This window comes from Aciditerrimonas ferrireducens (genome assembly GCF_023130475.1).
In the GTDB taxonomy this organism is placed as follows: Bacteria; Actinomycetota; Acidimicrobiia; order Acidimicrobiales; family UBA8190; genus Aciditerrimonas; species Aciditerrimonas ferrireducens.
This window is the reverse complement of sequence record NZ_JAKHEX010000004.1, coordinates 25622-47844: the sequence shown is the minus strand read 5'-3', so window position 1 is coordinate 47844 and position 22223 is coordinate 25622. Positions and strand designations below refer to the sequence as shown.

General features: G+C 73.8%; 20 protein-coding genes. 11 read left to right on the top strand and 9 right to left on the bottom strand.

Going from position 1 to position 22223, the window contains the following annotated elements; translation table 11 throughout:
* Nucleotides 1-118: 118 nt before the first annotated feature.
* The 4 genes from Acit_RS04075 to Acit_RS04060 all read right to left on the bottom strand — a co-directional run bounded on the left by Acit_RS04075 (nt 119) and on the right by Acit_RS04060 (nt 4016).
* Complete coding sequence (locus tag Acit_RS04075; RefSeq protein WP_248105968.1) at nt 119-739, bottom strand: histidine phosphatase family protein; 621 nt, start codon at nt 737-739, stop codon at nt 119-121.
* Between the two features lie 217 nt (nt 740-956).
* A complete protein-coding gene (locus Acit_RS04070) occupies nt 957-1298 on the bottom strand; it encodes a hypothetical protein (protein ID WP_248105966.1) in 342 nt (113 codons plus the stop codon).
* A 259-nt stretch (nt 1299-1557) separates the two neighbouring features.
* On the bottom strand, nt 1558-2829 hold the full coding sequence (locus Acit_RS04065; RefSeq protein ID WP_248105964.1) for a D-alanyl-D-alanine carboxypeptidase family protein: 1272 nt from the start codon (nt 2827-2829) through the stop codon (nt 1558-1560).
* A gap of 2 nt (nt 2830-2831) precedes the next feature.
* Nucleotides 2832-4016, bottom strand: coding sequence for an NHL repeat-containing protein (locus tag Acit_RS04060; RefSeq protein WP_248106244.1), 1185 nt, complete (start codon nt 4014-4016; stop codon nt 2832-2834).
* Between the two features lie 107 nt (nt 4017-4123).
* Here Acit_RS04060 and Acit_RS04055 point away from each other — a divergent pair, with 107 nt between their 5' ends.
* From Acit_RS04055 to gcvPB, 7 genes are all read left to right on the top strand, one after another.
* Nucleotides 4124-4642, top strand: a complete 519-nt coding sequence (locus tag Acit_RS04055; RefSeq protein WP_248105962.1) for a gamma carbonic anhydrase family protein — start codon at nt 4124-4126, stop codon at nt 4640-4642.
* Between the two features lie 455 nt (nt 4643-5097).
* Nucleotides 5098-5655 carry a MerR family transcriptional regulator gene (locus tag Acit_RS04050; RefSeq protein WP_282436240.1) on the top strand — a complete coding sequence of 186 codons (558 nt, stop codon included), beginning with the start codon at nt 5098-5100 and terminating at the stop codon, nt 5653-5655.
* A gap of 27 nt (nt 5656-5682) precedes the next feature.
* Nucleotides 5683-6972 (top strand): magnesium transporter MgtE N-terminal domain-containing protein, encoded by a 1290-nt coding sequence (locus Acit_RS13485; RefSeq protein ID WP_248105958.1) that lies wholly within the window; start codon nt 5683-5685, stop codon nt 6970-6972.
* A 245-nt stretch (nt 6973-7217) separates the two neighbouring features.
* The gene (locus Acit_RS04040; RefSeq protein ID WP_248105951.1) at nt 7218-8867 is read left to right on the top strand and encodes an NRAMP family divalent metal transporter; all 1650 of its coding nucleotides are present in this window, start codon (nt 7218-7220) and stop codon (nt 8865-8867) included.
* A 43-nt stretch (nt 8868-8910) separates the two neighbouring features.
* Nucleotides 8911-10020, top strand: a complete 1110-nt coding sequence (gene gcvT, locus Acit_RS04035; RefSeq protein ID WP_248105950.1) for a glycine cleavage system aminomethyltransferase GcvT — start codon at nt 8911-8913, stop codon at nt 10018-10020.
* A 22-nt stretch (nt 10021-10042) separates the two neighbouring features.
* Nucleotides 10043-11386, top strand: coding sequence for an aminomethyl-transferring glycine dehydrogenase subunit GcvPA (gene gcvPA, locus Acit_RS04030; RefSeq protein ID WP_248105949.1), 1344 nt, complete (start codon nt 10043-10045; stop codon nt 11384-11386).
* Nucleotides 11383-12936 carry an aminomethyl-transferring glycine dehydrogenase subunit GcvPB gene (gcvPB, locus tag Acit_RS04025; protein ID WP_248105943.1) on the top strand — a complete coding sequence of 518 codons (1554 nt, stop codon included), beginning with the start codon at nt 11383-11385 and terminating at the stop codon, nt 12934-12936. The genes gcvPA and gcvPB overlap by 4 nt, the downstream gene beginning before the upstream one ends.
* On the opposite strand, the gene Acit_RS04020 is transcribed toward gcvPB, so the two are convergent.
* Nucleotides 12933-13712 carry a serine/threonine-protein kinase gene (locus Acit_RS04020; RefSeq protein WP_248105941.1) on the bottom strand — a complete coding sequence of 260 codons (780 nt, stop codon included), beginning with the start codon at nt 13710-13712 and terminating at the stop codon, nt 12933-12935. The two genes, gcvPB and Acit_RS04020, sit on opposite strands and share 4 nt — an antisense overlap.
* Nucleotides 13709-13906 (bottom strand): hypothetical protein, encoded by a 198-nt coding sequence (locus Acit_RS04015; RefSeq protein WP_248106242.1) that lies wholly within the window; start codon nt 13904-13906, stop codon nt 13709-13711. The genes Acit_RS04020 and Acit_RS04015 overlap by 4 nt, the downstream gene beginning before the upstream one ends.
* Nucleotides 13907-14148: 242 nt before the next feature.
* Between Acit_RS04015 and Acit_RS04010 the strand changes: the two genes are divergently transcribed.
* Both Acit_RS04010 and Acit_RS04005 read left to right on the top strand, forming a co-directional pair.
* Nucleotides 14149-14502, top strand: a complete 354-nt coding sequence (locus tag Acit_RS04010) for a hypothetical protein (RefSeq protein ID WP_248105939.1) — start codon at nt 14149-14151, stop codon at nt 14500-14502.
* Nucleotides 14503-14799: 297 nt separating this feature from the next.
* Nucleotides 14800-15837 (top strand): cytochrome c oxidase assembly protein, encoded by a 1038-nt coding sequence (locus tag Acit_RS04005; protein WP_248105937.1) that lies wholly within the window; start codon nt 14800-14802, stop codon nt 15835-15837.
* Between the two features lie 13 nt (nt 15838-15850).
* Here the strand turns inward: Acit_RS04005 and Acit_RS04000 are convergent, their stop codons facing one another.
* Both Acit_RS04000 and Acit_RS03995 read right to left on the bottom strand, forming a co-directional pair.
* Complete coding sequence (locus Acit_RS04000; protein WP_248105935.1) at nt 15851-16750, bottom strand: 1,4-dihydroxy-2-naphthoyl-CoA synthase; 900 nt, start codon at nt 16748-16750, stop codon at nt 15851-15853.
* Entirely contained in the window at nt 16740-17429 is a 690-nt protein-coding gene (locus Acit_RS03995) for a TetR/AcrR family transcriptional regulator (protein ID WP_248105933.1), read from the bottom strand. The genes Acit_RS04000 and Acit_RS03995 overlap by 11 nt, the downstream gene beginning before the upstream one ends.
* Before the next feature lie 134 nt (nt 17430-17563).
* Between Acit_RS03995 and Acit_RS03990 the strand changes: the two genes are divergently transcribed.
* Entirely contained in the window at nt 17564-19144 is a 1581-nt protein-coding gene (locus Acit_RS03990) for an MFS transporter (protein WP_248105930.1), read from the top strand.
* A 107-nt stretch (nt 19145-19251) separates the two neighbouring features.
* On the top strand, nt 19252-20919 hold the full coding sequence (locus Acit_RS03985; protein ID WP_248105928.1) for an MFS transporter: 1668 nt from the start codon (nt 19252-19254) through the stop codon (nt 20917-20919).
* On the opposite strand, the gene Acit_RS03980 is transcribed toward Acit_RS03985, so the two are convergent.
* Nucleotides 20821-22212 carry an MFS transporter gene (locus tag Acit_RS03980; protein ID WP_248105926.1) on the bottom strand — a complete coding sequence of 464 codons (1392 nt, stop codon included), beginning with the start codon at nt 22210-22212 and terminating at the stop codon, nt 20821-20823. The two genes, Acit_RS03985 and Acit_RS03980, sit on opposite strands and share 99 nt — an antisense overlap.
* Nucleotides 22213-22223: the final 11 nt, after the last annotated feature.

The window sequence follows — 22223 nt, the reverse complement described above, 5'->3', positions numbered from 1 at the left end:
GGGCGGTTCGGCGCCGAGGGCCGGCTGCCACCGGAGCCTCATCCGGCGTTCTCCATGGTAGCCCGTGGGCGCCGGTCCCGCGGGGAATCGAGCGGGTCGCCTCCTGCGGCCCGCAAGCTCAGGTCGCTCGGTGCCCCGTCGGCACCCGACCCACCACGTCGACCCGCCAGCGCCCACCCGCCCACTCGACGACGTTGAAACAGCCGGTCGGCTGGGGGAGGTGGGCTGGGTCACCCAGGGTGGGATCGAGGGAGCACAGCAGCAGGCGGTTCACGACCTCGTGCGCCACCAGCACCACCGTGGTGCCGGCCGCCTCGGTCGCGGCCTCGACCAGGGCCCGCCTCGCCCGAGCGACGACGGCCTCCTCGCTCTCCACGCCGGGCGCAGCGCCGACCGACCCGAACCGCGCTTCGAGGTCGGCAGCCGCCAGGCCTGCCCACTCGCCGTAGTCCCGATCGTCCAGCCGCGGGTCGACCTCCACGGCGAGGCCCACCACCGAGGCCACTGCCTGGGCGGTCTGCAGGGCTCGTCGCCGGGGGCTGGCCAGGATTCGACCGGGCCGCCACGGCACCAACGCCTTCGCCAGGGCCTCGACTTCCGCGTGACCGGCCTCGTCCAACGGCGGGTCCAGACGTCCCCGGAGGACCCCTCTGGCGTTCAGGGCCGTCCGACCGTGGCGACAGAGCAGCACGGTGACGTCGCCCGCCGGTCCGTAGGCTCGTCTGGTGCCCTCAGCCATGGCGGCACGGTACCCAGCGCAGTACCTGGCCAGGCAAACCCGGGTCCTGGTCGGGCTCGCCGCTCGCGCCGAGTCGGCGCCAGGCGACAGACGTCGGCGGGACCGTCGAGCTGCCCTTCCCGCCACGCGCCGGCGCCCGGGACCCTCGGTCCCGGGCGCCGAAGCACGGAGCCGACGAGCATCGGCGGCTGGGCACCGACGAGCTCTTTGCCGGTGCTCAGGCGATCCGCCGGATCTCCGCCTCGCCCCGCTCCAGCTGCTCGGCCTGGTCGTCGAACTTCCGGTGCAGGCCGGCGAAGAACCCCAGGATGGCGTGGAGCAGCAGGGCGCTCCCGCCCAGGGCCAGGCCGGTCAGGGTCGTGCCGACCCAACCGTAGCGCAGGTCGCCCACATGCCAGCCGGTCCACATGCTCAGGTTGGCCAGCCAGGCCAGTGCCACACCCCAGGCGAGCGACACGAACGCTCGGCCCTCCCGGAGCCTCCGGTAGAGGCGCTCACCGAGCATCGTGAGGCCCATCACGCCGAAGGCGAAGAACAGGAACACGGCGAAGAAGTGCATCGCCACCTCCCTTCCGCTGCCCGTCCGCCGCGGGCGGGCAGCACGCTCCTGCACTACCCGCTGCGACTCGGGGGGCACCGGCGGCGCTCACTCGACTAGGAGCCCGCACCGGGGCCCTCCGGACCGCTCACCTGTACAAACGCTGGGACGCCGAACGGTATTCCGCAAGCGGGCAACGACCACGGGGCCCCGGAGCGGACCCCGGGCGCGGGGTGTCCCCTCGGGGCCCTGGTGTCGGGCTCGGCCGCCCGGACCCGCCTCAGAGGTTCGTCAGCCGGAAGCCCAGTCCCGGCCCGCCCACGGCCCGTTCGGCCAGGGCCGGGAGCCGCCAGGTGTGGCCGGCGGCGTCGAGCACCACCGTCCCCACCCGCTGGCCCGCCCGGACCGAGGAGCCCAGCGGCGCCGGCTGGAAGTGCAGCTGGGGCTGCAGGCCCGGCCAACCCACCACGTTGACCCCCTGGTCGATGACCACCGGGCTGCTCGCACCCCAGGGGGTCTCGATGCTCCCGACTACCTGGCCGCTTCGGAGCAACGTGACCGAGCGCAGCTCGGGTCGCAGCGCCTGGACCAGGGCGGTGGCGGCGTTCAGCGCGCTCTCGATGATCGGCGGGGTCTGCTGGCCGAGGACCGCCCCGATCACGTGCTCTCGGCCGGCCGGGGTGGAGACCACGGCGTCGAAGAGGAAGCAGCCGCCGGCCTGGCTGTCCGAGCCGGTCTTGATGCCGATGAAGCCGTGGTGGTCCAGGTCGTAGTCGTAGTTCTCGACCGTGCCAGCCACGGGCAGGGTCACCTGGGGCATAGCCACGATCGAGGCGAACACCGGGTTGGCCATGGCCACCTCGCCGAGCCGCACCAGGTCGGCCGGGGTCGAGACCGTGCCAGGGTTCAGGCCCGAGGGGCTGACGAAGTGGGTGTGGCGCAGACCGAGGGCCTGCGCCTCGGCGTTCATCTTCGCCACGAAGGCCGACGTCGACCCGGCGTCCCAGCGGGCCAGGACATGGGCGATGTTGTTCGCCGAGGGGATCAGCAGTCCCTCGAGGGCCTGCACCTCGCTCAGCTGCTCACCGGCGGCGACCTTCAGCACCGACTGCTGGGTTGCCACGTCCTGCTGGTACTCGGCCACGTCCCGCGGGGTGATCGTGATCGTCGGACCGGGCTGGCCGGCGCCGAGGGGGTGGTCGTGGAGGACCACCACCGAGGTCATCACCTTCGCGATGGAGGCGATCGGGGCGGGCTGCTCCGATCCAGCGACCCCCACGAAGCCGGTCCCGTCGACGGCCAGGGCCGCGCCGCCCTGGGAGGGCCAGGGGAGGGAGAGGTGACCGGGCACCTTCTGCACGCTGGCCGTCAGGCGGGCCGAGGCGCTCGGCGCTGGCCGGAGCCCCTGGATCGCCAGGTAGAGCAAGAAGAGCACGACGACGAGCAGCACCAGCGAGCCGAAGCGTCGGCGGGGCGCCCGGTGGCTGGCGTAGCGCGAGGAGCGACCCCGGCCGGGGCGTCGACGACGGGTGGCGTAGGGGGATCCGAGCATGGTCAGGGCAGTCCCATGGTCGAGGCGTGGACGATGGTCAGGGAGTAGGGCGGGGCCAGGTCGACACCGTCGGGCTTGTCCAGGTACCCGGGGGCCGAGCCCGGGACGCCGGTGTGGCCGTACTGCCAGACGATCTGGTTGGTCTTCGGATCGATGACGATCACTCGGTGGTTCCAGTCGTCGTTCACCAGCACGTCCCCGTTCGGCAAGGGCAGGGCCAGTGACGGCTGGTTCAGCGCGTCCGGCCCGCTCGGCGCGTAGCGCCAGACCAGGCGCCCACTGGAGGTGAACTCCTCCACCGCCCCCGGTTTCGCGTAGTCGGCGCTCAGGAACAGGTTCGGGGCGACCTCGTTCGTGTCCGAGGGGTAGGTGAAGCCCGGCGGGTGGGTCGAGAAGCCGATCTGCTCGGTGGCCAGGTTCAGCTCGTCGACCCAGTCCCCGTCGATCTCGGTCACCAGCCACTGGCCGTTCGTCATCGGGAACACCCCGTTCGGGCTGGCCCACCGAGCGGGGGGCTGGTGGTAGCAGTAGGGGGTCGTCTCGCCGATGATCTTGAGGGGCGTGTGCGAGGGGGGCCGCAGCACCAGGATCCGGCAGTTCTTGATGTCGGCCGTCACGATGTCGCCGTTCGGCAGCATCATGGCGTCGTCGGGGTTGTCCAGGTAGTCCGGCGCCGATCCGGGCACCCCGGGGTGACCGTACTGCCACACGATCCGGTGCCGGCGCACCGAGATCTCCGAGATGACGAACTGGCTTTCTTGGGTGGCGATGATGTCCCGGCCGTTCGGGGTGAAGAACGCGTCGTCGGGGGCCAGGAACTGCTGGCCGGGCAGGAGGTCGCCCGGCTGGGGAAACTGCCACACGATGGTGCCTTGGGGGTTCACGATCAGCAGCCGGTTGTTGTTCCGGTCGGCGATCAGCACGTCGCTCGGCAGCACCGCCGGGTCGGACCCCGGCTGCAGGTTCGGACCGGGCTGGAGGTGGGCGGTGGCCGCATAGCCGTTCGGGGACGCGAAGGGCAGGCCCGAGACGAGGTCGGCTGCCGGTCGGGCGCTCACCGAGCCCCGGTCGGTGCTCGAGCGGGGAGCGCGGTGGTTGTGGGCAGGGGTGCTGCTGCCGCAGGCTGCGGCCAGGCTGATCCCACCGAGGCCGAGCGCGACGAACAGGCGGCTGAGGAACGGTCGCACGGCGGGGCACTTTAGGGCCTCGCACGCCCCGCGCCAGGGCACCCCGGCCGGATCGTGCCGAGCCCACCTCCGAGCTGGCCGGCCAGTGCTCGCTAGGCTCCACCCCCGTGCCGATCTACGCCCTCGGAGCGGTCGAACCCGAGATCGACCCCGACGCCTTCGTGCACCCCGACGCCGTCGTCATCGGGGCCGTCCGTATCGGGCCCCAGGCGTCGATCTGGCCCGGGGCGGTCCTCCGGGGCGACTTCGGCCAGATCACGGTCGGGGCCCGCACCTCGGTGCAGGACGGCACCGTGGTCCACGCCGGGCCCGGGTTCCCGACTGAGATCGGTGCCGGCTGCGTCATCGGGCACCTCGCCCACCTCGAAGGCTGCACCGTCGCGGACGAGGCCCTGGTGGGCTCGGGCTCGGTGGTCCTGCACTTCGCGGTCGTGGGCAGCGGGGCGATCGTGGGCGCCAACGCCGTGGTCCCCAACCGCATGACCGTGCCCCCGGGCGCCCTCGCCCTGGGGGTCCCGGCCACGGTCCACGAGGGCCGGGGGAGCCTCGAGCTGGTCCGTGCCTCGGCCGAGGAGTACGTCCGCAACGCCGCTCGCTACCAGGCCGAGCTCCGCCGCCTGGCCTGAGGGCGACGCTGGGTGTCCGAACGTTGCTCAACTCGTCACGCGTGGTGCCGACGAGAGAAGGGATGGCGCACCCGAGATCCGTCCTCTCCGCCCCCGCCGGTTCGCCCGGTCCGCACGACCGGGGTGCACCCGAGCCCGAGACCTCCCGGGTCCGGCTCGTGCACCGCTGCCGCACCTGCCAGGAGGAGGTCGAGCCGAGCGCCCCGGGCCACCTCGTGGCCTGGTGCCCCCGCTGCCGCCGGGTCGGCCTGTCGCGGCTGACCCTCGAGGTCGAACGCCGCCCGGTCCTCGGCGGCGGATCCCCCCCTCCACCACGTCCGGCCGGCTAGCATCGGGCCTGCGGAGCCGGAGCCGTATCGGTCGCGGGCGCACCGTCGGGCGGGCGGTGGCGGTCGAGCGGCGGATGGAGGAGGACGGACGTGGGCACGCCAGGATCGTCTGCCGTCGGGCACCGGCTGGTCGGCAGCGTCGGAGGGCGGGGCGGTCGGACCGGGCGCGGCGCGCCCGAAGACCCCGGGGAGGCAGGGTTCAGCGGCCCCCAGGCCTGCGGCATCGTCGGCATCACCTACCGGCAGCTCGACTACTGGGCTCGAACGGGCCTGGTCCGTCCCTCCATCGCCGACGCCCACGGCAGCGGCAGCCAGCGGCGCTACGCCTATCGGGACCTCGTGGAGCTCAAGGTGATCAAGCAGCTCCTCGACGGGGGGGTCTCGCTCCAGCGGGCCCGTCGGGCCATCGAGTGCCTCCGCCAGAGCCTCGGGGTCGACCTGGCCGCCGCCAGCCTCGTGCTGGCCGGCCCGACCACCGTCCTGGCCCGCTCCGACGGCGAGGTGGTCGATCTCCTGCGAGGCGGGCAGGGCGTCCTCAACATCGTGCCCCTGGGCGGGGTGGTCGAGGCCATCGACGACGCCGTGCACCGCGTGGTGCCGGGGCCGGGCACGCTCCCCCTGCGAGACGAGCCGGAGGCGGCGGACGTCGGCGACCAGGCGGTCCGGGCCCTCGGCTCGGCCTGAGGTCACCGGCGACCGAGGCGACGCGACGTGCCTGGTGGCAAGGCCCTCGGCGAGCAGGGCAGCACGACGCTCGACTACTCGAACCTCCTGCACTGCTCAGTCCTCAAGGGCCAACCCCTCGTCGACCCGCAGGGACGGGAGCTGGCCCGCGTCGTGGACCTGGTGGCCCGCTTCGCCGACGAGGGCTACCCTCCGGTCACCGGCATCCTCGTCCGCCGGGGCGACCAGGAGCTCTTCGTCCCCCTCCACCGGCTGGTCGGCGTGGACGAGGGACCCCTCGTCCTGGCCGACGGTGACGTCGGGCGCCTCACCGCCTTCGAGCGCCGCCCCGGCGAGGTCCTCCTCGCACGGGACGTCGCCGGCCGCCAGGTCGTCTACCTGGCCCGCCATCATCGCGGCCGGCTCGTGGTGGCCGGGGACCTGCTGCTTGGGTGGCGAGACGGCCGGCTGCTCGTCCTCGGGGCCTGCGTGGGCCATCGCCGCCGCCTGTTCGGCCGTCGGAGCCCCAGGTCCGACGCCATCGACTGGCGCGACGTCGAGCCCTTCTTGCGCCACGTGCCGACGTCCCGCCTCCGCATGCGCCTCCGTCGGCTCCACGAGCTCCATCCTGGGCAGGTGGCCGACCTCGTCGAGGAGGCGTCCCCGGAGGAAGCGGCCGAGATCATCGAGGCCGTGGGGGAGGACCGGGCCTTCGAAGCCGACGTCTTCGAGGAGCTCGACCAGGAGCACCAGCTCGAGCTCGTGGCCCGCCGCAGCGACGCCGAGGTGGCGCAGCTCCTCGCTCGGATGGCCCCGGACGACGCCGCCGACTTGCTGACCGAGCTCGACCAGCGACGCCGGGAGCCCATCCTCGCCGCCTTGGAGCCGGGGGTCCGCGAGGAGCTCCGGCGGCTGCTCAGCTACAACCCCGACTCCGCCGGGGGCCTCATGAGCCCGAACCGGGTCGTCCTGCCGGCGGGGGCCACCGCGACGGAGGCCATCGCGGAGCTTCGGGCCAGGCCCGAGGTGCCAGAGAACCTCGACACCGTCTTCCTCGTCGACGACCAGGGCCGCTTGACCGGCGCCCTGCCCCTCGCGGGCCTCCTGCGGGCCCCGGAGACCGCCCGCTTGGAGGAGCTCGCCCAGCCCGACCCGCCCCGGGTCCGCACCGACGCCGACCTGGTCGAGGTCACCCTGGTCATGACCGACTACAACCTCACCAGCCTGCCCGTCGTCGACGACGACGACCGCCTCGTCGGGGTGGTCACCATCGACGACGTCGTCGAGCAGCTCGTCCCGGAGAACTGGCGTCGCCGAGCCGAGAGCGACGAGGCCTAGGCCCTCGCCGGGCCGTGCGGGCATCGATCCTGGCGCAGCGACCGGCTAGGCTTGCCCTGGTGCCCAGGTCTTCGGGCACCGTGTGGCGGCAGGTCTCGGAGGAGAGAGGAGGACCGCGGGTGCAGCCTGGCAATCCCCCAAGTTCTCGCTCCCGTTCCCGCGCTGCCGCCCGGGCTCCTCGAGCCTGACCCCTCCCCGGGCGGGGCGCACGGCCGTGCGGACCTCGACCCGGAAGGAGGTGAGTGGTGGCAGAGCAGCCGACGGTGGCTCCGGCCCAGCCGAGCCCGTCCGCCGACCCGGAGGTCGGCGCCGTCCTCGACGAGGCGCACGTCGGCGACATCGTCGGCGCCCTCGGGACCATCCGGCACCACGAGCTGCCCCCGAGCCGGTCCTGGGCGAAGCGGCTCCTCGCCCTCTTGGCCATCATGGGCCCAGGCCTCATCGTCATGGTGGGGGACAACGACGCCGGGGGCGTGGCCACCTACGCCCAGGCCGGCCAGAACTACGGGACCTCGCTGCTGTGGACACTGCCGGTCCTCGTCGTCGTCCTCATGGTGGCCCAGGAGATGGTGGTCCGGCTCGGGGCGGTCACCGGGGTGGGGCACGGCCGGCTCATCAAGGAGCGCTTCGGAAGCCTCTGGGCCTGGTTCTCCGTGGTCGACCTGCTGATCCTGAACTTCGCCACCTTGGTGACCGAGTTCATCGGGGTCGACCTCTCCCTCTCCTACTTCGGGGTCCGGCCCGTCGTCTCGGTCCCCATCGCCGCCCTCGGGCTGGTCGCGGTGACCGTCACCGGCAGCTTCCGGCGCTGGGAACGCTTCATGTACCTGCTCATCGTGACCAGCCTCGTCGAGTTCCCCCTGGCGTTCTTGGCCCATCCCCATTGGGGAGCGGTCGCCCGGGGCCTCGTCGTCCCAGGGGTCGCCGGGGGCCTCACCTCCACCTCGGTCCTCTTCGTCATCGCCATCGTCGGCACGACCGTCGCCCCCTGGCAGCTCTTCTTCCAGCAGTCCAACGTGGTCGACAAGCGCATCACGCCCCGCTGGTTGAACTACGAACGAGCCGACACCTTCGTCGGGGCGGTCCTCACGAACGTGGCCGCGGCCGCCATCGTCGTGGCCGCCGCCTTCGCCTTCGCCCACACCCCCGAGGCGGGCCACTTCACCAGCGCCCTCGGGGTGGCCCGGGGGCTCTCGCATCAGCTCGGCCAGGCGGCCGGCGCCCTCTTCGCCATTCTCCTCCTCGACGCCTCCATCCTCGGAGCGGCTGCCGTCACCCTCTCGATCTCCTACGCCGTCGGCGACGTCATGGGCCTCAAGCACTCCCTGCACCGCTCCTGGCGCGACGCCAAGGGTTTCTACAGCGCCTTCGCCGCCGCGGTGATCGTGGCCGCCGGGGTGGTCCTCGTGCCCCACGCGCCACTCGGCCTCATCACCGAAGGGGTCCAAGCCCTCGCCGGGGTCCTCCTGCCGAGCGCCATCGTCTTCTTGCTGCTGCTCTGCAACGATCGGGCGATCCTCGGGCCTTGGGTCAACCCGCCCTGGTTGAACGCGCTCGCCACCCTCATCGTGGGGCTCCTCGTGGTGCTCTCGTTGCTCTTGATGGTGACGACGGCGTTCCCGTCGATCGACGTGCGGATCACCTCGGCCGTGCTCGGCGGGGCCCTGCTGGTCGGGCTCGGAGCCGGGGGCCTGGTCAGTCTGCGGCGACGCGGGCAGCGGCCCTCCATCGACCGCCGGGACCGGGCCCGCTGGCGCATGCCGGCCCTGGCCCTCCTCGACCCTCCCCTCGCCTCCCGGGGTCGGCGGATCGGCCTGGTGGTCCTCCGGGCCTACATCCTGCTCGCCGTGGCCCTCCTCGCGGCGAAGACCGTCCTCGTCGGGATCGGCCACTGACCGCCCGCCGGGGATGGCCGGCGGCGACCCCTAGAGTGAGGGGGTGCCGCCCTCGCAGGATCCCGCGCTGGCGTTGCGGCGCTCGCCGCTCCACGAGGTCCACCAGGCGGCCGGGGCCACCTTCGGCAGCTTCGCCGGCTGGGAGCTGCCCCTGCGCTACCCGTCGGGCACCGTGGCCGAGCACCGGGCCTGTCGGGAGGCCGCCGCGCTCTTCGACGTGAGCCACCTCGGCAGCCTGCTCCTCGAGGGTCCGTCGGCCTTCGGCACCCTTCAGGCGGCCCTCTCGAACGACCTGCGACGCATCGGGCCGGGCCGGGCCCAGTACAGCCTGCTCCTCGAACCCGACGGGCAGGTCGCCGACGACCTCATGGTCTGGTGGGAGGCACCGGAGCGCTTCTGGGTCCTGCCGAACGCCGCGCAGACGGCGGTCGTGGCAGCCCGGCTCGGTGCCGAGGACCGCACCGCCGAGCGGGCCTTGCTGGCCCTCCAAGGGCCCAGGGCCCGGTCGATCCTGCAGGCGACCTGGCCCGAGGCGGCCGCCGTCGGCCACTTCCAGGTCGCGGCGGTGGCCTTCCACGGCGCGGCCTGCGTCGTGGCCGGCACCGGCTACACCGGCGAGGACGGGGTGGAGATCGCCGTGCCCCTGGCGCAAGCCCCGGCCCTCTGGACGACCCTGGTCGACGCCGGGGCGACCCCGGCGGGCCTCGCAGCCCGGGACACCCTGCGGCTGGAGGCCGGCCTGCCCCTCATGGGTCAAGACCTCGGCGGCCGCATCGGTCCGCTCGAGGCGGGCCTCGGCTGGGCCGTGGGATGGGAGAAGCCCGAGCTGCCCGCCCGCGAAGTCCTCCTCGCGGCACGCCAGGCGGGGCCCCGCTGGCGTCTCCGTGGCCTGCTCGGGGGCCGCCGGCCGCTTCGGGCCGGCGCGCCGGTCGAGCGCGACGGGCAGGCGCTTGGGACCTGCACGAGCGGCAGCTTCTCGCCGCTCCTCGGGCGGGGCATCGCCCTGGCGCTCCTGGCCTGCCCGGCGCCGGGACACCCCCTGCCCGATGGCACCGCGGTCCGCGTGCTGCTGCGCCACGAGGAGGAGCCGGCCACCGTCGTCACCCCACCCTTCACCCGTCTGCGCCCCGAGGACCCCGGGGCGTCCCGGTGAGGAACCCGAGGAGGCACTTGCCATGCCCGGCTACTGGCCCCACACCGAGGACGAGATCCAGGCGATGCTGGCCGACCTCGGCCTGGGTTCGCTCGAGGAGCTCTTCGCCATGGTGCCCCCGACCCTCCGACTGGCCGGCCTGGCCCCCCTGCCGCCAGGCCGGCCCGAGCCCGACGTCCTCGCCGGGCTCCGCCGCCTGGCCCGGCGCAACCGGGCCGTGGGGGAGGACCTGGTCTGCTTCGCCGGGGCCGGGGCATATGACCGCGAGATCCCCCCGGTGACCAGCGCCCTGGGGTCCCGGCCCGAGTTCGTCACCTCCTACACCCCGTACCAGCCCGAGGTCTCCCAGGGGGTCCTCCAGCTCCTCTTCGAGTTCCAGACGCTCCTGGTCCGCCTGACCGGCATGGAGGTGGCGAACGCCTCCCTCTACGACGGCGCAGCCTCGCTGGTCGAAGCCGTCCACCTGGCGGTCGGCGCCACGGGCCGCCACGCGGTCTGGGTCAGCCAAGGCGTCCACCCCAGCTGGCGGCAGGTGCTCGCCACCATGGCCGCGGGACCTGGCTACGAGCTGGTCACCGTGCCCCTGGTCGAGGGGCGCAGCCGACTCGACCTTCCCGAGGGGGCCCCGCCGCCCGCCGCCATCGTCGTCGCCCAGCCGAACCACCTCGGCTGCGTCGAGGACCTCGGGGCCCTGCGGGCGGCCTGCGACGAGACCGGGGCCCTGGCGGTCGTGACCCTCGACCCGGTGGCCGCCGGCGTGTTGCGAGCCCCGGGGGAGCTGGGGGCCGACCTGGTGGTCGGGGAGGGCCAGCCCCTCGGCGTGCCCCTCTCCTTCGGCGGCCCCTACCTCGGGCTCTTCGCCGCCCGGGCCCGCGACGCCCGTCGCCTCCCGGGCCGCCTGGTGGGGGAGACGGTCGACCAGGAGGGCCGCCGGGCCTACGTCACCACCCTCCGGACCCGTGAGCAGGACATCCGCCGAGAGCGGGCCACCTCGAACGTCTGCACGAACCAGACCCTCTTGGCCCTCGTGGCGGCCATCCAGCTGGCCTGGCTCGGGCCGACGGGCCTGGCCGCGGTCGCCACCCGCAGCGCCCAGGGCGCCCACTACTGCCGGGACCAGCTCCGGGAGGTGGCCGGGCTCCGGCCCCTGGTCGAGGCCCCGTTCCTCTACGAGTTCGCTCTCCATCTGCCGGTCCCCGCCGAGCTGGCCATCGAGCGCCTCGCGGACGAGGGGTTCCTCGGGGGGGTCGCCCTCGACCCCGAGCTCGCCCCCGACGGCCACGGCCTGCTGGTGGCCGTCACCGAGCGACGGACTCGCGAGGAGATCGACCGGTTCGCCGCCGCCCTCGCGAAGGTGGTCCGATGAGCGCCCCCGGCGGGGTGGCCTCGGGCAGCCCCCTGCTCGGCGGGGCCCCCGAGCCGACCCTCCTCGAGCTCTCCGTCCCCGGCCGCCGGGCCTGGCAGCTGCCCGACACCGGGGTCCCCGAGACGCCCCTCGGGACGCTCCTGCCGGCCGAGCTCCTCCGGGACGCGCCCCCGGCGCTGCCCGAGGTCAGCGAACGGGACCTCGTGGCCCACGTGACCCGCCTGGCCCACCGGCAGTACGCCGTCGACCTGGGCGCCTACCCGCTCGGGTCCTGCACCATGAAGTACAACCCCAAGGCGTTCGACGCCCTGGTGGCCTGGCCCGAGCTGAACGCCGTCCACCCGGCCAGCCCCCCGGCCCTCGCCCAGGGCTGGCTGGCCCTCCTCGTCGCCCTCGAGGAGGCCCTCTGCGCGCTGACCGGCATGGCCGCCGCCACCTTGCAGCCGGCCGCGGGGGCCGCCGGGGAGCTCACCGGCCTGCTCCTCGTCCGGGCCTGGCACCACGACCGCGGCGAGCGGCGCACCGAGGTGGTCATCCCCGACAGCGCCCACGGCACCAACCCGGCCTCGGTCCGCCTCGCCGGCTACCGGGCCGTCACCGTCCCCACCGCCCCCGACGGGGGCGTGGACCTCGACGCCCTCCGCCAGGTGGTCGGGCCGCAGACCGCGGCCATCATGCTCACCAACCCCAACACCCTCGGGCTCTTCGAGCAGCGCATCGAGCAGGTCGCCGCGGTGGTCCACGACGCCGGCGGCCTCCTCTACTACGACGGGGCCAACCTCAACGCCATCGCCGGGGTGGTCCGCCCCGGCGACATGGGCTTCGACATCGTCCACCTCAACCTCCACAAGACCTTCGCCACCCCCCACGGGGGCGGGGGGCCCGGGGCCGGCCCGCTCGCCGTGGTCGCCGACCTCGCCCCCTACCTCCCCGGCCCCCGGCCCGTGCGGGTGGGGGAGGACCGCTACGACCTCCAGGTCCCCGAGCGGTCCATCGGCCGGGTCCACTCCTGGCACGGCAACGCCCTGGTCCTCGCCCGGGCCCTCGCCTACCTCCAGGTCCACGGGGCCGATGGGCTCCGCCGGGTGGCCCAGCTGGCGGTCTTGAACGCCCGCTGGCTCCAGGCCAGGCTCCGGGCGTGCTTCGAGCTGCCCTACGACCAGCCCTGCCTCCACGAGTTCGTCGTCTCGGCCGCCGGCCTCCGGCGCCGCTACGGGGTCCGGGCCCTCGACGTCGCCAAGGGCCTCCTCGACCGGGGCGTCCACGCCCCCACGGTGGCCTTCCCCCTCATCGTCGAGGACGCCCTCATGTTCGAACCGACCGAGACCGAGAGCCCCCAGACCCTCTGGGCCATCGCCCAGGCCTGCGCCGCCCTCGTCGAAGACCTCGAACGCCCCGGCGGACCCGAACGTCTGCGGGCGGCCCCCACCCGGACCCCCGTTCGCCGGGTCGACGAGGCCCGTGCCGCCCGCCAGCTCGTCCCCGTCGAAGGCCCGCCCCTGCCCCCCGAGGCCCTCCGGGACCGGCCCGCGGCAGCCGGCCCCAGCTAGCCGGCGGCGGGGGAGAGGCTCGCCTGCCAGGCGACCCAGTCGACGTCCCAGGCGTCGCCCACCTTCGTGGTCGGGACGGGGACCGTCGGCTCGCACGAGAGGTTCGCCTGGCAAGTCTGCAGGACGACCAGGGTCAGGAGGCTGCCCGGCTCGGTCGTGCCAGGCTGCACCACGACCCCCCGCAGGCTCGTCCGCCGGAAGGCCTCGACCACCGGGGCGGTCATGGCCGAGGGCACCGCACCCGCCTGGCTGGGCTCGACGAGCTGCTCGAGAGCCCGGACGTTCCCCGAGGCGAGGTCCTGGTAGAAGGCCAGGGCCACCGCGGTCGGGGAGCGGTGCGGCGACGGATGGGCCAGTCGGTCCACCACGTACCCAGCCGCCGCCAGGACCAGGACCAGGACGACCGTGCCCCACCGGATGCCCGGGCGACGGCTCTTTGGGGGGACCGGCGGCGCCCCGGCCGACGCCGGCACCCGGCTGAGCAGGTAGGGGTTCGCCTCGAAGCCCGCCAAGCGAGCCTCCGTCCTCCTCGTCGACCCCGCCCTCGCCGGCGAGCCGCTGGCCTGCTTCGCCGGGTGCACGGCGGAGGGCCCCAGGACCGCGGGACGGGCCTCGGCCGCCCAGGGGCGCCCGAGGGGTCGGGCAAGGTGCTGCGGATGGGACCGGGGGGTCGGCCCCCGCCCGAGGGCCTCGGCCAGGGCCGCGTCCAGCCCCCCGGCTCGCCCAGGACGCTCCTGGCCGTCTGCCCCTTCGGCGAGGGGCAACGTGGCGGTCACGCTCCTCCCGGCTGGCTGCTCACCGCCGCCTCGCCGACCCGGCCGTCTCGGCCCGGGGCGGCGTCGAGGCTGGCCCCGTGGTCGCCCTCCGGTGCGCGCTCGGGCCCGGGCAGCAGCACCACGGGCCGCCCCAGGACCACGAGCTGCCTGACCTCGTCCTCCGTCGGCACCGCTCCCGTCACCCCCGCGTCCATGCCGTCCTCCTCCGTCGAGCCACCCGAACCCGACCGACGAGCCGCCGTCCGTGGCGGCACCTCCCCGGCGAGATCGGCACCGGCCGACGTCACCTGGAGTCAACGTTCCCTCACCACGCCCCGTTTCCCACCGCACGCCCAACGCTGCGGCCGGTGCCCGGTCCGGGGTCCCTGGCCGTCGCGAGCGCTGGCCCGAGGGGTCCGAGACCCCCTAGCCTTGGGGGGGCACACGGGAGGGAAAGATGGCACGCGACAACCCTGGCCGCATCCAGCGGCTCATCAGTCGGCTCGTCACCCGCGTGCCCTGGTTCCGGCGCCGCTACAGCCGCTGGCTGCTCCGCTACCTGGCCAAGAGCCGGAAGAAGGGCCGGCCCATCCCGCCCGAGCTCCAGCAGCTCGAACGGCAGCTCGCCAAGGTGCCGCCGAAGAAACGAGCCGAGGTCGTCGAGACCGCCTTGCTGGCCGGCGACCCCGACGCGGCGCCGTCCAGCCGGGCGATCCGTCGCGCCCTGGCCCGCCAGCAGCGCCAGCGGCCCAGCGGCAAGGGCCAGCGGCCGGGCACCCTTGGCGGTTCCCGCGTCGTCGAGCGCCGCTGAACGCCGACCAGGTCCCCGCCGCCCGTCCTCGGTGCGCGCTCGTCCGCGATCTTTTCGCGCGTCCACGCGCCCGGGGGAGAGCCTCGTGTCGAGGTTCAGCTCGCCTCGACCTCCCCTTGACCTTTCACTTTACAGAAGAGACATTCTCGGCGTGCCAGGGGAGTGCTGGGTGCAGCCGGTGGTGCGACCGGCGCCGGTCGTCGGGCCGGGAGCCGTCCGTCGGGCCGGGCGCCTCGCCCGGGCGGCGGGCCGAACGACGGCTCGCTGCGCCGGCCACCCGAGCCCTAGGCTGGGGTCGTGCCGCACGCGCCGAGCCTGCCGCCGTTCGGGTTGCGGGCCATCTGGCTGGTCCTCAGCCGGGTGTCGACCGGGCCGTGGACGGTGTTCACCCTGGCGGTCGAACTCGGGCTGCTCGGCTGGTACCTCTCGGCGGTCCAGCGCCTGGCTCGCCGGGGCCGGCGCTGGCCGCGCTATCGGACGCTGGCCTTCGTGGGCGGTCTGGCCATGCTGGCCCTGGCCTGGCAGACCGGCGTGCCGGTCTACGCCGGGTCGGTCTTCACCGTCCACATCATCCAGCACCTGGCCCTCATGATTGCCGCGCCGGCCCTGCTGGCCCTGGCGGCCCCCGTGACCTTGCTCATGCAGACCGTCCAGCGGGCCACGAAGGTGCGGCTCCTGCGGGTGCTGCGGGCCAAGCCGACCCGCTACGTGGTCCACCCCCTCACCGCGGGCCTCGGCAACTACGGGATCATGTTCTGGTTCTTCTTGGACGGGGGCATCACCCTCGCCATGGCCCACCCGGCCCTCATGGACCTGGTGAACGTCGGCTTTCTGTTCTTCGGCTGCCTGACCTGGTGGCCGGTCCTCTCCCCGGACTTCATCGGGGGTCGGCGCTACCACCCACTGGTCCGGGTGGTCCTCGGGGTCATCGGGATGCCCTTCGACTCGGTGCTGGCCATCACTCTCATGATGGGAGGCGCCACCCAGTCCATCGCCCCGACCCTCTACAGCGTGGGGTCGGTCCAAACCGGGGCCGAGGTGTTCTGGATCCTCTCGATGCTGCTCGTCGGGCTGGCGGTCATCCCACCGACGGCGAAGCTGCTGGCCAGCGAGCAGCGCTCCTCGGGACGCCAGCTCCGGCAGCTGGTTGAGCACCAGCAGCTGGCCCCGGTGTCCGAGCGGGGCTGGTGGCAGGGCTCGGTCCAGGTGGACGCCGAGGGCCTCATCACCGTCCCCTGGGCTACCGAGGACGAGCTGCGGAGCGACGCCGGCCGCCGCCCGGGGCTGCCAGGGGTGCCCGGCCCGGCCCCCGGACGCCAGGCCACGGACGCCTAGGACGACGGGCGGGTCAGTAGTACCAGGGGAAGCGGGACCAGTCCGGGGGTCGCTTCTCCAAGAACGCGTCCCGTCCCTCGGCGGCCTCCTCGGTCATGTAGGCCAGTCGGGTCGCCTCCCCGGCGAAGACCTGCTGGCCGACGAGCCCGTCGTCGACCAGGTTGAAGGCGAACTTCAGCATGCGCTGGGCCGTGGGGCTCTTGGCCAGGATCTCCCGGGCCCAGGCCAAGGCGGTGGCCTCGAGCTCGGCGTGGGGCACGACGGCGTTCACCATGCCCATCCGGTGGGCGTCCTCGGCGCTGTAGGTCCTCCCGAGGAAGAAGATCTCGCGGGCGAACTTCTGGCCTACCTGGCGGGCGAGATAGGCCGAGCCGAAGCCGCCGTCGAAGCTGGCGACATCGGCGTCGGTCTGCTTGAAGCGGGCGTGCTCGGCCGAGGCCAGGGTGAGGTCGCAGACGACGTGGAGGCTGTGGCCACCGCCGGCCGCCCAGCCGGGCACCACGGCGATGACCACCTTCGGCATGGTCCGGATGAGCCGCTGGATCTCCAGGATGTGGAGCCGGCCCATGGCGGCCCGCGCCGCTGGGGTGTCGGCCGTGCCGTCCTCGTAGCGGTAGCCGTCCCGGCCCCGGATCCGCTGGTCCCCCCCGGAGCAGAAGGCCCAGCCGCCGTCCTTCGGCGAGGGCCCGTTGCCGGTCAGCAGCACGCACCCCACGTCCGGGGTGCACCGGGCGTGGTCCAGGGCCTGGTAGAGCTCGTCGACGGTCTTGGGACGAAAGGCGTTGCGGACCTCGGGCCGGTTGAAGGCCACCCGGACCGCCCCAAGACCGCGGGCCCGGTGGTAGGTGATGTCGGTGAAGGCGAACCCGGGGACCTCCTCCCAGGCCTCGGGGTCGAAGAGCTCAGAGACCACGCGTGGACCGTCCTCGCTTCGCGCTCGGTTGCCCGAAGGGCCGGGCCAAGACCTCGAGCGCCTGGGCCACCACCTGGTCGAGTGGGCCCGCCAGCTCGCCGGCTGCCCAGAGCTCGAAGGCGGCCGACACCGCGGCCAGGACCGCCCCGGCAGCCACCGGTGGCCACAGCGGGTCGTCGGCCAGGGCCGGGTAGGCGGTGGCCAGGACCTCGGCCAGCTCGGCTTGCCGCTGGAAGATCTCGTCCAGCCAGCGGGCCCGGAGGGCCGGGATCTGGCGGACCATCTGGAAGAACGCCCGGGCCTCGGCCTCGCCGTCCCCCGAGGGGTCGGCCTGGTCCTTCGCCACGACGGTCGCCACCGTCTCGGCCAGGGCCTCGGGCAGCGGCTCCCCCGGGAGCCGTCGACGGAGCTCGGCCAGCACGTCGTCCAGGCCGAACTGGGCCAGAGCCACGACGACGCCCTCCTTGTGGGCGAAGTAGCGGTAAAAGGTCCGGGGCGAGACCTCGGCCGCGGCGGCGATCTCCTCGATGGTCGTCTCGTCGTAGCCCTGGCTGGCGAAGAGCCGACCGGCCGCCTTCGCCAGCTCGCGCCGGGTCCGCGCCATGCGCCGCTGGGTCAGGGTCGGCGAGCCCCCCGCGTCCTCCCCGACAAGTCCCTCCCCCGTTCTGCCATCGGTCACCGACTGCATCCCAGCAGATCATGCCATCTGACAGGACCTGGGGCCAGGACGCCCCGCGTCGGCTCCTCGCCGCCACTCCATGACAGCTCCCGCAGGATGGCAGCTTCTGTCATACAGCTGGTAGGCTGGGGGGCATGAGCCTGACCACCGCCTCGCCCGCCACGGTCGCCCGTCCGACCTCCCATCGCCGGGGCAACCCGTGGTGGACCCTGGCCTGCGTGGCCCTGGGGGTCATCATGGTGGGGATCGACGGCTCGGTGGTGGCCATCGCCAACCCCTACATCGCCCGCTCCCTCCACGCCTCCCTGGCCGACCTCCAGTGGGTCACGAACGCCTACCTGCTGGCCCTGGCGGTCCTTCTGGTGGCCGGCGGCAAGCTGGGCGACCGCTACGGCCGGCGGCTCGTCTACCTGATCGGCGTAGCCGGCTTCGCCGCCTGCTCGGTCGGGGTCGGCCTGGTGGGCAGCATCACCGGGGTCATCGTCCTGCGGACCCTCCAGGGGGCCTTCGGCGCCCTCCTCATGCCGAACACCTTGGCGCTCCTGCGCAGTGCGTTCCCCCAGGAGAAGCTGAACCAGGCGGTCGGGATCTGGGGCGGCACCTCGGCCCTGGCCACCGCCGCCGGGCCGATCGTCGGGGGGCTTCTCGTCGAGCACGTCTCGTGGGAGAGCGTCTTCTACATCAACGCCCCCATTGCCGCCATCACGGTCGTCATCGGGCTGGTGGTCCTGGCCGAGAGCCGGGAAACGGTCCGCCAGGTCCTCGACGGCCTCGGCCTGATCCTGCTGGCCGGCAGCCTCTTCTGCTTGGTCTTCGGGGTCGTCGAGGGCCAGACCTGGGGGTGGGGGGCGCCGAGCATCGACGGCCTGTTGGCTGGCGGGGCCGTGCTCCTCGTGGCGTTCGGTCTGGTCGAGGCCAAGGTCCACGCCCCCCTCATCCCCCTGCGGGTCATCGCCCAGCGGTCGGTGGCCCTCGGCACCGTGACGGTCCTGCTGACCTTCTTCGCCATGTACGGCGTGCTGTTCTTCGTCTCCCTCTACCTCCAGAACGTCCACGGCCTGGACCCGGTGGGCGCAGGCGTCCGCACGTTGCCGTTGACGCTGGTGTTCGCCGTCTCGAGCCCCCTCGGGGCCTGGCTCACCGGCCGTTTCGGTCCCCGGGTGCCCATCGCCCTCGGGCTCGGGGTGACCGGCGTCGCCCTCCTCCTGCTCCTCAGCCTCGAACCCGGCTCCTCCTACGTCCACCTCTGGCCGTCGTTCGTGCTCCTCGGTATCGGCATCGGCCTCGTGGTCGTGGCCTCCACGGACGCCATCGTGGCGAACGCCCCGGCGGACGAGGCGGGCATCGCCGGGGGGATCCAGACCACGGCCCTGCAGTTCGGCGGGGTCCTCGGCACCGCGGTCCTCGGCTCGGTCATCGCCACCGTCGTCGGCAGCCGCCTGGTCGGGGACCTGACCCACGCCGGTCTGCCCCACGGGGTGGCGGCGAAGTTCCAGGTGGCCAAGGAGCTCGTCGCCCAGGGAGTGGCGCCGGTCCCCAAGGGCGCCCCGGCCGCGCTGGCGAAGGTGGTGACCACCGGGAGCCACCAGGCCTTCATGAGCGGTCTCCACGAGGCCCTCCTGGTCGCCGCCGTCGTGAGCTTCCTCGGGGCCATCGCCGGGCTCTTCGTCTCCCGGGGCGAGCACCGCGAGGGTGCCCTGCCGGTCATCGGCTGACCGGCGTCGACCCTCAACCGTCGGCCCCATCGGGTGAGCGACGCACCAGGTCATCGCCCCACAAGGTCACCAGCCCGATGCCCGAGACGAACCGATACGGTGGCCACATGGAGGCGAGGGGTCACCCCCATCTGGAGCATGGCCATCTCGGCCACCTCCGGGACCTCGAGACGGCGGTGCTGGCCCGCTGGCACCGGCCGAACTACGCCCTGGCGGTCGTCACCCTGGTCCTCTTCCTGACCTTCCTCGACAACACCGTCGTCACCGTCGTCCTGGCCGACGTCCAATCCGCCCTCCACGCCGGGGTCAGCGACCTCCAGTGGGTGGTGAACGGCTACGCCCTGACCTTCGCGTCCCTCATGCTGAGCTTCGGGGCCCTCGCGGACCGGCTCGGCCGCAAGCGGGTCATGCTGAGCGGGGTGGCGGTCTTCTGCGCCGGCAGCGTCATCTGCGCCCTGGCCCCGAGCATCCAGGTCCTGATCGCCGGCCGGGTGGTCATGGGGGTGGGCGCCGCGGCCTCGGAGCCCGGGACCCTCTCCATGATCCGCCACCTCTTCGACGACCGGGAGCGCCGGGCCCGGGCCCTTGGGGCCTGGGCGGCCGTCTCGGGCCTGGCCCTGGCCACCGGACCGGTCATCGGCGGGGTGCTGGCCGGGGCCTGGTCCTGGCGGGCCATCTTCTGGTTCAACGTCGCCTTCGGCCTCCTGGCCCTCGTCGCCGGGGCCGCCCTGCTGCCCGAGAGCGCCGACCCCGACGGTCGGGGACTCGACGTGCCAGGGGCCCTGCTCGGTGCCGCCGCCCTGGGTTGTCTGTCCTTCGGGGTGATCCTCGGCGAGACCCACGGCTACCGGGCCGCACCCATCCTCGGTCTGCTGAGCGGTTCAGGCGCCCTAGCGGTCCTCTTCGTCCTCTGGGAGCGTCGCAGTCGCCACCCGGTCCTCGACGTCCGGGCCTTCTCTCGGCCGGCGTTCAGCGGCGCCACCGCGGTGGCCTTCGCGGTCTCCTTCGCCACCTTCGCCGTGTTCTTCTTCGTGGCCCTCTACCTCCAGGTGGTCGCCAACCGCTCCCCCGACGGCACGGCGCTCGTCTTCGCCCCCATGGCGGTGGCCATGATCGCCGGCGCCGGCCTGGCGGGGCCCTGGGTGGCCCGCAGCGGCGCTCGCCTCCCCATGGTGGTGGGCTGCCTGGCCGGGGCCGCCGGGGTGGCCCTGACCGACGCCTTCATCAGCCCGACCACCGGACTGGCCACGTTGGGGTGGACCCTGGCCATCGCCGGCTTCGGGCTCGGCGTGGCCCTCGTGCCCGTGACCGCCGCCGCCCTCTCCTCCATGCCCCCCGAGCGTTCCTCCACCGCCGCCTCGACGGTCAACACCAGTCGGGAGCTCGGCGCGGTCGTCGGGGTCGCGGCCCTCGGCTCGGTGGTGAACGGCCAGCTCACCGTCGACCTGGTCCACCAGCTGGCCGCGGTCGGGATCCCCAAGCAGTTCCAGGCCGAGGTGATCACGGCGGTCACGACCGGCTCCTTCAACGCCCAGGCCGCCAAGGCGGCCCACGCCAGCCGGGCCATCGCCCACATCGTCTTCGAGGTCGAGCACGCCGCCTACCACGCCTTCGGCAACGGGCTCCACCTCTCCCTCGGGGCGGCCGCTGGCCTGCTGCTGGTGGGGACGCTCATCTCAGCCACGGCCATCCGCCGGCGCTCGGCCCGCAGCTTCGACATCACCCGCACCGCCGAGCCCGACCCCCACAGCACCCCCGCTCCCGGTCCGAGCTGACCGAGCCCGCTCCTCCTCCGGCGCGGCGTGCCGGAAGAACAGCCAATAGAGGCCGGCGTTGAGCGCCTGGAGCAGGCCGGCCAGCTCGAAGGGCAGCGAGAGGCTGACCTCCTCGAGGAGGTAGCCCGAGGCCAGGGGGCTGACCCCCATGGCTAGCTGGCTCGGCAGGTTCGAGAGCGCCGCCACCGAGGCCCGCTCCTCCGGGTGGGCCATGGCGAGCACGTAGGACTGCCGCAGGGGCAGCGCGGCCCGCTGGGCGGCCATGCGCACCAGGTAGATGGCGCCGGCCAGAAGGAACGAGGGGGAGAGCACCATGGGGACCAGCAAGACGGCCTGCGCCAGGCGCAGGGCGGTCATGGCCCGGATGATGCCGAAGCGCCGGGCGAGGCCAGCGGCCTCGAGGGTGGTGGGCAGGGTGGCCAGGTTCACCACGGCGAACAGCGCGCCGATCTCCCCCGGGCCGACGTGGTAGCGGAGGGCGAACCAGTAGCTCACGAAGGGGCCGAACATGCCGACGGCCACCCCGTTCACCGTGTTCGTGGCCCACAGCCGCACGAGGAGCGGGACCGAGCGGGCCGGCCAGCGCATCCCGCCCCGTCGCTCCTTCCCCCTGGGCACCGGGACGTCGTCCCCGCCGGTCGTCCGGGCCGGCTCCCGGATCCAGAGGGCCAAGAGACCCGCCAGCGCCGAGCAGGCGGCCACGGCCAGGAAGGCCGGTCGGTAGGCCGCGATCACCGCGCCGAGCGCCCCGTGGTGCCGATGGGCCAGGTCGGCCAGCAACCCCCCGGCCAGGGCCCCGAGGGACGAGGCGAAGGCCAGCCGCCCGAAGACGTCGTTGCGCCGGCCGGCCCGCACCGACTCGGTGGCCAGGGCCGACTCGACCGCCTGGTAGGGGCCGACCGCCCCCGCCCCGGCCCCCGCCCCCCGGCCGAAGCTGCCCAGCGCTGCGAAGACGACGAGGAGCGCCAGTGGACGGGCCAGCGCGAAGACCAGCCCAGCCGCCGCCGTCAGAAGGGGGAAGACCACAAGGAACGGCTTGCGGCCCACCCGGTCCGAGAGCAGCCCCGAGAGGGAGGACAACAGGGCCGATGCCAGGGCGACCACCATGAACACCAGGGCGATCCCGACGGCGCTCAGGCCCCGGTCGGCCAGGTAGAGGGCGGTGACCACCCCGGCCAGGGCCCGCCCGACGCTCATGACCAGCCGGGCGCTCCAGACCAGCCGGAGGTTCCGGTCCATCCACGGCGGCCAGAGGAGGTGGCGGCGGGCGGACGGCGGACCGGCGTCGGGCACCCCCTGAGCAT